Below are 12866 nucleotides of genomic sequence, written 5' to 3' on the forward strand. Positions count from 1 at the left end.
GGAGAGCCGCCCCGATGGTCAAACGACTCACGCGCCGCCCTCGACCCGCAGCACACTCGTCACCGATCGGACAATGTCCAGGCCGCGCAGCTCGACAACTGTCGCGGCGAGCGCGGCGTCCGGCGCGACGTGGGTGACGATGACCAGCTCGGCGTCGCCGTCCCGGCCGGGCGCCCCGCCCGCGGAGCCCTGCCGCACTGTAGCGATCGACACGTCGTGCCGGGCGAACACGCCGGCCACCGCGGCCAGCACACCCGGACGGTCGGCCACGTCCAGGCTCACGTGGTAGCGGGTCAGCGCCTCGCCCATCGGCCGCACCGCCAGGGCCGCGTACGCGCTCTCGCTGGCCGCGCGGACCCCGGCGAGCCGGTTGCGGGACACCGCCACCACGTCGCCGAGCACGGCGCTGGCGGTCGGCGCGCCACCCGCGCCCCGGCCGTAGAACATGAGCTGCCCGGCGGCGTCCGCCTCGACGAAGACGGCGTTGAACGCGTCGCCGACGCTTGCCAGCGGATGGCTGCGCGGGATCATCGCCGGGTGCACCCGGACGCTCACCGTCTCCCGGCCGGCCGGGTCGACGCCCCGGGCGGCGATGCAGAGCAGCTTGATCGTGCAGCCCATCGCCTGGGCGCTGGCCATGTCGGAAGCTGTCACCTCGGTGATGCCCTCGCGGTGCACGTCGGCCGCGCCCACACGGGTGTGGAACGCCAGCGAGGCGAGGATCGCGGCCTTGGCCGCCGCGTCGAAGCCCTCCACGTCGGCGGTGGGGTCGGCCTCCGCGTACCCCAGCTCGGTGGCCTCTTCCAGGGCCTCGGCGAAGCCGGCGCCGGTGGCGTCCATCGCGGAGAGGATGAAGTTGGTGGTGCCGTTGACGATGCCGGTGACCCGGTTGATCCGGTCACCGTGCAGCGACTCACGCAGCGGTCGCAGCAGCGGGATGGCACCGGCCACGGACGCCTCGTAGTAGAGGTCGCCGCCACCCTCGGCCGCCGCCTCGTGCAGGGCCACGCCGTCCTCGGCGAGCAGCGCCTTGTTGGCGGTGACCACGCTCTTGCCGGCCCGCAGCGCCTCGACCAGCCAGCCTCGGGCCGGCTCGATCCCGCCGACCACCTCGATCACCACGTCCACGTCGTCGCGCTTGATCAGGCCGAGCGCGTCGGTGGTGAACAGGTCCTCGTCGACCGGCAGGTCACCGCGGTCGCGGCCGAGCCTGCGGACGGCGATGCCGGCGATCTCCAGTGGAGCGCCGATGCGGGCGGCCAGGTCGGCCGACTGCTCGTGCAGCAGCCGCACCACCTCCTGGCCGACAGTGCCGCAGCCGAGCAGCGCCAAGCGCACAGGTGACGTCATCCCACATCCAATGCCAGCAGATCGTCTTCGGTCTCCCGCCGGACGATCAGACGCGCCTGGCCGTCGCGCACCGCCACGACCGGCGGTCGGGGCACGTGGTTGTAGTTGCTGGCCATGCTCCGGCAGTAGGCGCCGGTGCCGGGCACTGCGACAAGATCTCCGGGCTGCACGTCGGCGGGCAGGAATTCATCCTTCACCACGATGTCCCCGGACTCACAGTGCTTTCCCACCACGCGGGCGAGCAACGGCTGCGCGGCCGACGCCCGGGAGGCAAGCGTCGCCGAGTAGGACGCGTCGTAGAGCGCGGTGCGGATGTTGTCGCTCATCCCGCCGTCGACGCTCACGTACGTGCGGATGCCGTCCAGGTCCTTGACCGTGCCGACCTCGTAGAGGGTGAACACGGCAGGCCCGACGATGGCCCGCCCCGGCTCGATCGACAGGTGCGGCACGGCCAGGTTCTCCGCCGCGCACTCCGAGTCGACGATCTTGCGCAGGCGCTTGGCCAGGTCCTGCGGAGCGGCCGGGTCGTCCTGGGTGGTGTACGCGATGCCGAAGCCGCCGCCCAGGTCCAGCTCGGGCAGCTCCACCCCGCGCGCGTCGCGGATCTGCGCCTGAAGGGCGAGCACCCGTCGGGCCGAGACCTCGAAGCCGCTGGCGTCGAAGATCTGCGAGCCGATGTGCGAGTGCAGGCCGCGCAGCTCAAGCACGTCCTCGCCGAGAATCTTGAAGGCGGCGTTCGCGGCGGCGCCGCCGGCCAGCGAGAAGCCGAACTTCTGGTCCTCGTGGGCGGTGGCGATGAACTCGTGGGTGTGCGCCTCGACGCCGACGGTGACCCGGACCAGCACCCGGGGTCGGACCCCGCGCTCGCGGGCCAGCGCGGTGAGCCTGTCGATCTCGGTGAACGAGTCGACGATGATCCGTCCCACCCCGGCGTCCAGCGCCCGGGCCAGCTCGGCCACCGACTTGTTGTTGCCGTGGAAGCCGATCCGCTCCGGCGGCATCCCCGCCGACAACGCAGTGGCCAGTTCGCCGCCTGTGCACACGTCGAGGTGCAACCCCTCCTCGGCGATCATCCGCACCACCGCGCGGCAGAGGAACGCCTTGCCCGCGTAGTAGACGTCCTCGGTCGGGAAGGCAGCCCGGAAGTCGCGGCAGCGCGAGCGCAGGTCGGCCTCGTCGAGGACGTACACCGGGGTGCCGAACTCGGCCGCGATGTCGCGGACGCTCAGGCCCGCGACGGCGACCGCGCCGTCGGCCCCGCGCGTCACGCTGCGCGGCCACAGCGCCGGCACGAGGGCGTTGACGTCGGCCGGGGTACGCAGCCAGGCCGGCCCCTGGTTGCTGATGTCCGCGTGCAGCGCACCAGCCTCGTGAGCCCGCATGTCACATCCTCTCGGGAGCGGAGACGCCGAGCAGGTGCAGCCCGTTGGCGATCACCGTGCGGGTGGCGTCGTTGAGCCAGAGCCGGGCGCGGTTGGCGTCGGTGACGGGCTCGTCGCCGCGCGGCAGGATCCGGCAGGTCGGCTCGTCGTAGAACCTGTGGTACGCCTGCGACACGCGCTCCTCGAGGTAGCGCGCGACCCGGTGCGGTTCCCGCAGCTCCGCTGCCGAGGCGACCACGGCGGGGAACTCGGCGAGCGCCTTGAGCAGCTCGTTCTCCTTCTCGTGGTCGAGCAGGTCGGGGCGGAACGCCGCGCCGTCGCCGCGGGTGAGCCCGACCTGGGCGGCCTGGCGGGCGGCGCTTGCCGTCCGGGCGGCCACGTACTGCACGTAGTAGACCGGATTGTCGCGGCTCGCCCGTGTCCACAGCTCGATGTCGATGTCGATCGGGGAGTCGCTGGAGTAGCGGGCCAACGCGTACCGGGAGGCGTCCACGCCGATCGCGTCGACCAGGTCCTCCAGGGTGATCACCGTGCCGGCCCGCTTGCTCATCCGCATCGGGGCGCCGTCGCGCAGCAGGTTGACCAACTGCCCGATGAGGATCTCCAGGTTGCGCTCCGGGTCGTCGCCGAAGCAGGCGGCCATCGCCTTCATCCGGCCGATGTAGCCGTGGTGGTCGGCGCCCAGCATGATCACGACGCGCTCGAAGCCGCGCTCGCGCTTGTCCAGGTAGTAGGCGCAGTCCGCGGCGAAGTACGTCCACTCGCCGTTGGACTTGCGCAGCACCCGGTCCTTGTCGTCACCGAAGTCTGTGGTGCGCAGCCAGGTGGCGCCCTCGGCCTCGTAGAGGTGGCCCTGCTCGCGCAGCCGGGCCAGCGCCAGGTCCAGCTCGCCCCGGTCGTGCAGGTCCTTCTCGTTGAAGTAGGTGTCGAACTCGACCCCGAAGTCGCGCAGCGACGAGCGGATCTCGTCGAACATCAGCGCGACACCCTCGACCCGGTAGACCTCCTGGGCGGCGTCGTCGTCGAGCGAGCGCACCTCCGGCCGGCGGGCCTGCACCTCGGTGGCGATCTCGGCGATGTACGCGCCGCCGTAGCCGTCCTCCGGCGCGGGCTCACCCTTGGCGGCGGCGAGCAGCGAGCGGGCGAACCTGTCGATCTGGGAGCCGGCGTCGTTGAAGTAGTACTCCGTGCCCACCTCGGCGCCGGTGGCCCGCAGCAGCCTGCTCAGCGCGTCGCCGACGGCCGCCCAGCGGACCCCGCCGATGTGCACCGGGCCGGTCGGGTTGGCCGAGACGAACTCCAGGTTGATCTTCTCACCGGCGAGCCTGTCGCTGCGGCCGTACTCCGCGCCGGCCTCGACGATCAGCCGGGCGAGCTGGCCGGCGGCGGCGGCGTCGAGCCTGATGTTCAGGAAGCCCGGCCCGGCGATCTCCACCGACTTGATCCCCGGCGCCCGGCCCAGCTCGTCGGCCAGGGCGGTGGCCAGCTCGCGCGGCGGGACGCCCACCTTCTTGCTCAACTGCAGAGCGAGCGTCGAGGCATAGTCGCCGTGCTCGGGGTTGCGCGGTCGCTCCACCACCGTGCGCTCCGGGAGCGCGGCGTGATCCAGGCCACGGCCGGTGAAGACGGCGTGGGCGGCGGTGAGGACGACCGAGGCGAGTTCTGCAGGAGTCACCCAACCATGTTATCGGGGGTAGACTCGGCCACTCGGCGGCTACCCTGCGCGTCATCCGGCCCGCCACTCCCCTGACCGACCGACCTGACGAGGCACGATGAGCATCAGCACCCCGGGCGGCCCTGAGCGCCGCCCGACCGTGGTCAGCACCGGCAAGAAGCCGGCCGCGGGCCGGCCGGCGTCCGGCGCCAAGGCCGGCACCGGCAAGCCGGCAGCCACGCCACGGGCAGGCGGCAAGGGCCCCCGCAAGCCGGTCACCCCGGTCAAGGTGAGCCAGGGCCGGGCCTGGGGCCCGATCGCGCTCTTCGTGGCCGTGGGCGTGCTGGCCGCCGGCATCATCGGCTACGGCGCCTGGGCGTCGTTCCAGGGCGCCAAGCCGTGGGACAAGAAGGCCAACGCCATCGACGGCATCGTCAACATCCGCAAGACCGACAAGGCGAGCCTCGAGTACGAGTCCCACAAGTCGGGCCCCCTGACCTACAAGTACTCGCCGCCCGTGGGCGGGGTGCACAACGCGGCCTGGCAGAACTGCATGGGCGACGTCTACGACGCCCCGATCGCCAACGAGCACGCGGTGCACAGCCTGGAGCACGGCGCGGTCTGGGTCACCTACCGCCCGGACCTGCCGAAGGACCAGGTCGACAAGCTCGCCGGCAAGGTGCGCGGCGTCGAGAAGATGCTGATGAGCCCGTACGAGGGTCTGGACAAGCCGATCTCGCTGCAGGCGTGGGGCTACCAGCTCAAGGTCGACAACGCCGACGACAGCCGGGTCGACGAGTTCATCAAGGACCTGCGGGTGAACGCCTCCGTCGAGGGCCCGACCGCCCTGTGCAACCAGGGTGTGACCGCCACCGGCACCACGCCGCACGAGCTCCAGCAGCAGCCCCCCACCCAGTAAGGACGGCCATGACAGCGCCCGCCACCACCGACACAGAGCCTGACGACGTCGTGGCCACCCCGGACGAGGGCGGCCGGGCCCCGGCGCGGCGCTACGGTCTCGCGGCGCTCGCCATCATGGTGGTGGTGGGCCTGCTGCTCGGGTACGCCGGCGGCCTGCTCACCCCCCGGCTCGTCCGGCCCGGTGACTCCTCGGTCGAGGCGGGCTTCGCGCGGGACATGACGACCCACCACGCCCAGGCGGTGGAGATGAGCCTCATCGCGTACCGGTCGGCGACGCTGCCCGAGGTGCGGCAGATCGCCGTCGACATCGCCACCGGCCAGCAGGGCGAGATCGGCGCCATGCAGACCTGGCTGCGCGAGTGGGGTCTCAGCCCGACCGGTTCGAACCCGCCGATGTCGTGGATGTCGGACGGGGCCACCGTCAAGGACGGGCTGATGCCGGGCATGGCCACGCCGCAGCAGATGACCTCGTTGCGCGACGCCAAGGGCATCGAGGTCGACAGGCAGTTCCTGAAGCTGATGTACGACCACCACCTGGGCGGCATCCACATGATCGACGCGGCGCTCGGCGAGACCGACAACGCCGAGGTCGTGCGGGTGGCGCAGACCATGAAGAACACCCAGCAGATCGAGTTGAACAACCTCCGACAGCTCCAGGCGCAGGCCAAGGGCTGATCCACCGCACGGGCACACCGGGCCCGCGTCGCCGCCATCCACAGGCGGGACGCGGGCCCGCGCCGTACCGGCGTGGGCCCGCCACGGCGGGCCTGCGCCATGATCGACTCGGGTTCCTGAAAGTCGGGGTGTCCGAGGCGCGTTGACAGCCCGGTTTCCAGGAAATCGAGTCGACCAACGCCCATATTGTCCGTTGGATCCCGTATGGGCGATTCGAGCGATCCAGGCGATTACGTTGCTTAGAGAGTTTTCTCCGCACATATCGTGACCGGAGGTGATTCGGGCTCGTTGCCCAAGACGTGGGGGTTGCACTCAGAGACGCACGGCGCTCGGTCACCAGTTGGTGCCGACGCCACACCATCGGTGGTGACGGGGCGGTGGCAGCCGTCCGTCGCGGACAGCGGCAGGGCGAGCCGGGAACGCTCAGCCGCGAACAGGAACTCGAACTGATCGACACACTCCGGGGCGTCCACCCCGACGAGTTCGGCCTGGACGAGGAGCTGTGGACGCGGCAGAGCCTCACCACGCTCATCCAGCGCCGGTTCGACCTCCCGCTGGACGCGGGGGCTGTCGGGGCGTACCTGCGGGCCTGGGGGTTGGGTCCGCGGGAACCGCGCGAGCGCGCCTGCGGGCTCTGCGTCAGCGCGGTCGAGCGCTGGGTACGCAGCGAGTACCCGGCGATCACCCGGACGGCCCAGGAGCACCTGGCCGAGGTCTACTGGATCGGCCGGGTACGGCTGCGCGGCACGATGCCGGCGGCCGACGTGATCTCCGCCGTGTCGTCCCGGGGCCGGGTGCGCTTCATGATCACCACGCCGACTGTCGACCCGCCGCTCCCTCGCGACTTCGTGCTGCGACTCAGCGGCGAGGAGCAGCGCACCGTGCACCTGATCGTGGACGGGTCCTGGCCACGCAACGAGTGGCCGCGTCGTCTGCCCCGGCGGATCGTCCTGCATCCGCTGCCCAGTTGTGGGCGGGCGATCGCGGCCTGAGCACCGGGTGGGCCGGTCACCGACACGATCGGCTCACCCGATACCGATTCGGCGTACGAGGAGGAGGTTTGCTAGTCTTCTCCAGTCGCTGAGCCCCCGTAGCTCAGGGGATAGAGCACCGCCCTCCGGAGGCGGGGGCGCAGGTTCGAATCCTGCCGGGGGCACACCAGGATTTGCCGGGCGCAGGAGCACATTGGCTCCCGCGCCCGTCTTGTTTGCGCCGACGGTCACCTCGGCGGGGATGATCGACTCCATCGCGGCGATATCGTGGTGTCCGAGACCCCGGATACCCCCACATCGGCGACATGGAGTCGATCACGGTCTCCCGCGCGGGACGCTCACCTGCCGACGTACGCCGCCAGGTGTTCCCCGGTGAGGGTGGAGCGGGCGGCGACGAGATCGGCCGGGGTGCCCTCGAAGACGATCCGGCCGCCGTCGTGACCGGCGCCCGGGCCCAGGTCGATGATCCAGTCGGCGTGCGCCATGACCGCCTGGTGGTGCTCGACGACGATCACCGACTTGCCGGAGTCGACGAGCCGGTCCAACAGGCCGAGCAGCTGCTCGACGTCGGCGAGGTGCAGGCCGGTGGTCGGCTCGTCGAGGACGTACACGCCGCCCTTCTCGGCCATCCGGGTGGCAAGCTTGAGCCGCTGCCGCTCGCCGCCGGACAGTGTGGTCAGTGGCTGACCGAGGCTGAGGTAGCCGAGGCCGACGTCGACGAGCCGGTCGAGGATGGCGTGCGCGGCAGGCGTACGCGCCGCACCCGTGCCGAAGAACTCCTCGGCCTCGCGCACCGACATCGCGAGCACCTCGCTGATGTCGCGGCCGCCGAAGCGGTACTCCAGGACCGACGCCTGGAACCGCCTCCCCTCGCACTCCTCACAGGTGGCGGCGACACCTGCCATCATCCCCAGGTCGGTGTAGATGACGCCGGCGCCGTTGCAGCCGGGGCAGGCGCCCTCGGAGTTGGCGCTGAACAGCGCCGGTTTCACACCGTTGGCCTTCGCGAACGCCTTGCGGATCGGGTCGAGCAGACCCGTGTACGTCGCAGGGTTGCTCCGTCGCGAGCCGCGGATCGCGCTCTGGTCGACCGACACCACCCCGTCGGAGTCGGACACCGAGCCGTGGATCAGCGAACTCTTTCCCGAGCCAGCCACGCCGGTCACCACCACGAGCACGCCGAGGGGAATGTCGACGTCGACATCGCGCAGGTTGTGGGTGCTCGCGCCGCGTACCTCAAGCACACCCGACGGCGCCCGGACGGACGTCTTCACGCGGGCCCGGTCGTCCAGGTGCCGCCCGGTGAGCGTGTCGCTGGCGCGCAGCCCGTCGACGGTGCCCTCGAACACCACCTCGCCTCCGGCGGTGCCGGCGCCCGGCCCGAGATCGACGACGTGGTCGGCGATCGTGATCGCCTCCGGCTTGTGCTCCACGACCAGGACGGTGTTGCCCTTGTCCCGCAGGCGCAGCAGCAGGCCGTTCATCCGCGCGATGTCGTGCGGGTGCAGCCCGATCGTCGGCTCGTCGAAGACGTACGTGACGTCGGTGATCGACGAACCGAGGTGGCGGATCATTTTGGTGCGCTGCGCCTCGCCGCCGGAGAGCGTGCCCGAGGGCCGGTCGAGCGACAGGTAGCCCAACCCGATCTCCTCGAACGAGTCGAGGAGGTGTTGCAGCCCGGTGAGCAGCGGCGCCACCGACGGCTCCCTGATGCCCCGGACCCAGGCCGCCAGGTCGCTGATCTGCATCGCGCAGACGTCGGCGATGTTCTTCCCCTCGATCTTCGACGAGCGGGCCTCCGCGCCGAGCCGGGTGCCGGCACAGTCGGGGCAGGTAGTGAACGTGACCGCACGGTCCACGAAGGCGCGGATGTGCGGTTGCAGCGTGTCGACGTCCTTGGAGAGGAACGACTTCTGGATCTGCGGGATCAGGCCGACATACGTCAGGTTGATGCCGTCGACCTTGATCTTGGTCGGCTCCCGGTGGAGCAGGTCCTGCAACTCCTTCTTCGTGTATTTTCGGATCGGTTTGTCCGGATCGAAGTAGCCGCAGCCCCGGAAGATCCGGCCGTACCAGCCCTCCATGCTGTAGCCGGGGATCGTGATCGCGCCCTCGTTGAGCGACAGGCTGTCGTCGTAGAGCGCGGTCAGGTCGAAGTCGGTGACCGAGCCCATCCCCTCGCAGCGCGGGCACATGCCACCGAGACGGTTGAAGGTCGCCTTCTCGGTTTTCGTCCGGCCCGCGCCGCGGTCCACAGTGATCGCGCCGGTCGCCCGCACCGACGGCACGTTGAAGGAGAACGCGTTCGGCGAGCCGATGTGGGGTTGCCCGAGCCGGCTGAAGAGGATGCGCAGCATCGCGTTGGCGTCGGTGGCGGTGCCGACGGTCGAGCGGGCGTTGGCGCCCATCCGCTCCTGGTCGACGATGATCGCCGTGGTCAGCCCGTCCAGCACGTCGACCTCGGGCCGGGCCAGCGTCGGCATGAAGCCCTGCACGAAGGCGCTGTAGGTCTCGTTGATCATCCGCTGCGACTCGGCCGCGATGGTGCCGAACACCAGCGAACTCTTGCCGGAGCCGGAGACCCCGGTGAACACCGTCAGCCGGCGCTTCGGAAGCTCGACCGTGACGTCCTTGAGGTTGTTCACGCGCGCGCCCTGCACCCGGATCAGGTCGTGCCGGTCGGCGACGTGCGCCGCGGGCGGGTCCGTGGCCTTGCTCATGATGTCTCCATCTTCTCGGGCGGGCGGGAGCCCTCAGGTCACGGCCGGTGCGGCTCGGGGAGGCTCGCCCAGGCCGATGCGACACGTGGCAGTCACGCTATGGGCGGCGGCGTGGCAGGCGCTTCTCGATTCCTGATGGGTCTGGTCACCTGCTTCGCCGTGCACGACGGCATCCCGGCCGTCGCGAGCGCCGCCTCCCGCCGGTAGGTGCTGGGCGGCACACCGACCAACTCGGTGAAGCGGGTGCTGAAGGTGCCGAGCGACGAGCAGCCGACCGCGAAACAGACATCGGTGACACTGAGGTCGCCGCGACGCAGCAGCGCCATCGCCCGCTCGACACGCCGGGTCATGAGATAGCTGTACGGAGATTCGCCGTAGGCGAGCCGGAACTCCCGACTGAGGTGGCCGGCCGACATGTGGACGCCCCGGGCGAGCGCCTCGACGTCCAGGGGCTGCGCGTACTCCCGGTCGATGCGGTCGCGGACACGGCGCAGCCGCGCGAGATCGCTCAGGCGCTGACTCTCGGCGGATCGGCTGGTCACCTGGAAAATCGTGCCACAGACCCCCGACGAGTTGGACCGTCCAGGGCCGCGCGCCCAGTCTGACTGCGCTGACGCGTACCGTCAGCCGGCCTCGCGGCGGGCGCGGGCCCGGCGCTTGCCCTCGTGCATGGCCTGCACCCGGGCCACCGGGATGGTCCGGCCCTCCGCGACCAGGTCGGCGGGGAGCGACTGCGGCGCCGGCATCAGCGCGACCCAGGGGTCGCCCCCGGCGACCAGTGGCGGCACCGTCCGGATGGTGAAGTCGGCCGGAGTCACCTCGGTCACGTCGGACCAGTCGACCGGGAAGGAGACCGGCATGCCGGGCCGCAGTCGCGGGCTGTACGCGGCCACGACCGTCGCGCCGCCGGCCCGGGTGGCGTCCACGAAGACCTTCCCACCCCGGTCCTCCTTGATGTACGCCGTGGTGGCGAGCGCCGGGTCGAGCCGCTCGGCGCGGACGGCGAGCGCCCGGGTGGCGGCAGCCAACTCCTCGGCGGTGGGGTCACCCGCCACCGGGACGAAGACGTGCACGCCCTTGGCGCCGCTGGTCTTGACGGCCCCGGCGAGGCCGGCGTCGGCGAGCGCCTGCCGGACCAGCAGGGCGGCGGCGACGGCCGCGCGGAACCCGTCGCCCTCGGGCGGGTCCAGGTCGAGCACCAGGTGGGTCGGTCGGTGCAGGTCGGCAGTCGTGGCAAGCGTCGGGTGGTACTCGACGGCCCGCTGGTTGGCGAACCAGAGCAGGGTGCGCCTGTCGTCGCAGAGGGCGTACGAGATCTCGCGGTGTGACGCCTCGGCCCAGACCGGCGCCCGGCGGACCCAGTCCGGGGTGTAGCGGGGCAGGTTCTTCTGCATGAACGGCGGCTGGCCGGGGCGAACCCGGATCACCGACAGCGGCCGGTCCCGCAGCTGCCCGATGAGCGGCTCCCGGACCGCGTCGAGGTAGTCGACCAGGTCGCGCTTTGTCGCGTCGTCACGGTCGGACAGCGGCTGGTCCAGGTTGGTCAGGGCCACGCCGTCGCGGGTCTCGTCAGCCTCACTCACCCGATCACCCTCCCGGCCCCGGCGTCGTCGGTCAACCGGACGCGGCGCTTCGACCCGGAACGATTCCGATGACAGGCGCGTCGACGTCGGGCCGACCGTCGGCCTCGGGCCGCGAGCCGGCCGGGTGCCGGGGCAGCGTGCCCAGCGCCACCAGCAACGCGGCGAGCACCAGTCCGGCGGCCACGGCGTACGCGACCCGGTAACCGCCGGCCAGCGCCACCACCTCGGCCCGACCGGCGGCCCGTAGGCCGTCGCTGCGGGCCGCGGCCAGGGTCGCCAGCGCGGCCAGGCCGACCGCCCCGCCGACCTGCTGGGTGGTGTTGGCCAGCCCGGACGCGAGCCCGGCGTCGCTGTCGGTCGCACCGATCATGGCAAGCGTGGTGACCGACGGCAGGGTCAGGCCGCCGGCCACCCCGAAGATCACCAGAGCGGGGAGTACGTCGCCGAGGTAGCCGCCGTCGGCGCTCAGCCGGGCGAGCAGCAGGAAACCGACGGTCGCCAGGCCCAGCCCGGCCAGCAGCACGGTCCGGGCGCCCCAGCGGCCTATCAGCCGACCGGCCAGGCCGAGCGAGACCACCGCGATGACCACCGGGGTGGGCAGGAACGCCCAGCCGGTGGCCGCCGCGTCCAGCCCGAGCACGAGTTGCAGCTCCACGGCGAGCAGGAACTGGAAGCCGAAGAACGCGGCGACCATGAGGAACTGCACGGTGTTGGCCGCGACCAGGCCCGGCACGCGCAGCACCCGGGCCGGCAGCAGCGGGGTCGCCGCCACCCGTTGGCGTACGGCGAAGCCGCCGAGCAGCAGCGCGGCGAGCGCCGCCGCGCCGAGGGTCCGCGGGCTGGTCCAGCCGTGCTCGCCGGTCCCCACGATGCCCAGCACGGCGGCCATCAGGCCGGCGGTGGCCAGCAGGGCGCCGGGCACGTCGAGGCCGGCCCGCAGGCCGATGCCCCGTTCGGCGGGGAGTTGGCGGACGGCGGTGAGCAGGATCGCCGCCCCGATCGGCAGGTTCACCAGGAAGATCGACCGCCAGCCGGCCAGTTCGGTGAGCAGTCCGCCGGCGACCGCGCCGACCGACGCGCCGGCCGCCCCGGTGAAGCTGAAGACGGCGATGGCGCGGGCCCGCTCGGCCGGCTCGGGATAGAGCCGGACGATCATGCCGAGGCTGACCGCCATGGCGAGCGCGCCGCCGACGCCCTGGCCGAACCGTGCGCCGACGAGCAGGGCCGGCCCGGTGGCCGCCGCGCAGGCCATCGAGGCCAGTGTGAACAGCGCGACGCCGGCCAGGAAGACACGACGCCTGCCGAGCAGGTCGCCGAGGCGGCCGGCGAGCAGCAGCAGCCCGCCGAACGCCACCAGGTAGGCGTTTACCACCCAGGCCAGTCCGGCGGCGCCGAAGCCGAGGTCGCGTTGCACGGAGGGCAGGGCCACCGACACGACACTGCCGTCCAGGATGATCATCAGGCTGCCGGCGCAGAGCACGAGCAGGGCCGGCCAGCGGGCCGGGACGGTGCGGTCCATCGCACGCCTCCTTGGTGCACGGTTTGTTACCGACGTCATCGTCTGTGACCATGAGCCGGAGCGGAAGGAG

General features: G+C 71.7%; 10 protein-coding genes and 1 tRNA gene. 4 read left to right on the top strand and 7 right to left on the bottom strand.

The window, feature by feature from the left end; translation table 11 throughout:
• Window positions 1–27 precede the first annotated feature (27 nt).
• Genes OOJ91_RS15815 through argS form a run of 3 tightly spaced genes read right to left on the bottom strand, consistent with a single transcriptional unit; the run spans window position 28 to window position 4407 of the window.
• Entirely contained in the window at window positions 28–1338 is a 1311-nt protein-coding gene (locus tag OOJ91_RS15815; RefSeq protein ID WP_266249719.1) for a homoserine dehydrogenase, read from the bottom strand.
• An 8-nt stretch (window positions 1339–1346) separates the two neighbouring features.
• Window positions 1347–2732, bottom strand: a complete 1386-nt coding sequence (gene lysA / locus OOJ91_RS15820) for a diaminopimelate decarboxylase (RefSeq protein ID WP_266245763.1) — start codon at window positions 2730–2732, stop codon at window positions 1347–1349.
• A 1-nt stretch (window position 2733) separates the two neighbouring features.
• Window positions 2734–4407 (bottom strand): arginine--tRNA ligase, encoded by a 1674-nt coding sequence (argS, locus tag OOJ91_RS15825; protein WP_266245764.1) that lies wholly within the window; start codon window positions 4405–4407, stop codon window positions 2734–2736.
• Between the two features lie 97 nt (window positions 4408–4504).
• Between argS and OOJ91_RS15830 the strand changes: the two genes are divergently transcribed.
• The 4 genes from OOJ91_RS15830 (at window position 4505) to OOJ91_RS15845 (ending at window position 7138) form a co-directional block, all read left to right on the top strand.
• Window positions 4505–5305: a DUF3105 domain-containing protein gene (locus OOJ91_RS15830; RefSeq protein ID WP_266245765.1), complete on the top strand. Its 801-nt coding sequence runs from the start codon at window positions 4505–4507 to the stop codon at window positions 5303–5305.
• 8 nt (window positions 5306–5313) lie between these two features.
• The gene (locus OOJ91_RS15835) at window positions 5314–5982 is read left to right on the top strand and encodes a DUF305 domain-containing protein (protein WP_266245766.1); all 669 of its coding nucleotides are present in this window, start codon (window positions 5314–5316) and stop codon (window positions 5980–5982) included.
• Between the two features lie 299 nt (window positions 5983–6281).
• Window positions 6282–6974 (top strand): winged helix-turn-helix domain-containing protein, encoded by a 693-nt coding sequence (locus OOJ91_RS15840; RefSeq protein ID WP_266245768.1) that lies wholly within the window; start codon window positions 6282–6284, stop codon window positions 6972–6974.
• Between the two features lie 92 nt (window positions 6975–7066).
• Window positions 7067–7138, top strand: a tRNA-Arg gene (locus OOJ91_RS15845).
• A gap of 174 nt (window positions 7139–7312) precedes the next feature.
• Here the strand turns inward: OOJ91_RS15845 and OOJ91_RS15850 are convergent.
• From OOJ91_RS15850 to OOJ91_RS15865, 4 genes are all read right to left on the bottom strand, one after another.
• Window positions 7313–9694 carry an excinuclease ABC subunit UvrA gene (locus OOJ91_RS15850; RefSeq protein WP_266245769.1) on the bottom strand — a complete coding sequence of 794 codons (2382 nt, stop codon included), beginning with the start codon at window positions 9692–9694 and terminating at the stop codon, window positions 7313–7315.
• 92 nt (window positions 9695–9786) lie between these two features.
• Window positions 9787–10236 (bottom strand): helix-turn-helix transcriptional regulator, encoded by a 450-nt coding sequence (locus OOJ91_RS15855; protein ID WP_266245770.1) that lies wholly within the window; start codon window positions 10234–10236, stop codon window positions 9787–9789.
• Between the two features lie 81 nt (window positions 10237–10317).
• The gene (locus OOJ91_RS15860) at window positions 10318–11277 is read right to left on the bottom strand and encodes a DNA polymerase domain-containing protein (RefSeq protein ID WP_266245771.1); all 960 of its coding nucleotides are present in this window, start codon (window positions 11275–11277) and stop codon (window positions 10318–10320) included.
• 31 nt (window positions 11278–11308) lie between these two features.
• Complete coding sequence (locus OOJ91_RS15865; RefSeq protein WP_266245772.1) at window positions 11309–12796, bottom strand: MFS transporter; 1488 nt, start codon at window positions 12794–12796, stop codon at window positions 11309–11311.
• Between the last annotated feature and the right edge of the window lie 70 nt (window positions 12797–12866).

The organism is Micromonospora lupini (assembly GCF_026342015.1).
GTDB lineage: Bacteria > Actinomycetota > Actinomycetes > Mycobacteriales > Micromonosporaceae > Micromonospora > Micromonospora lupini_B.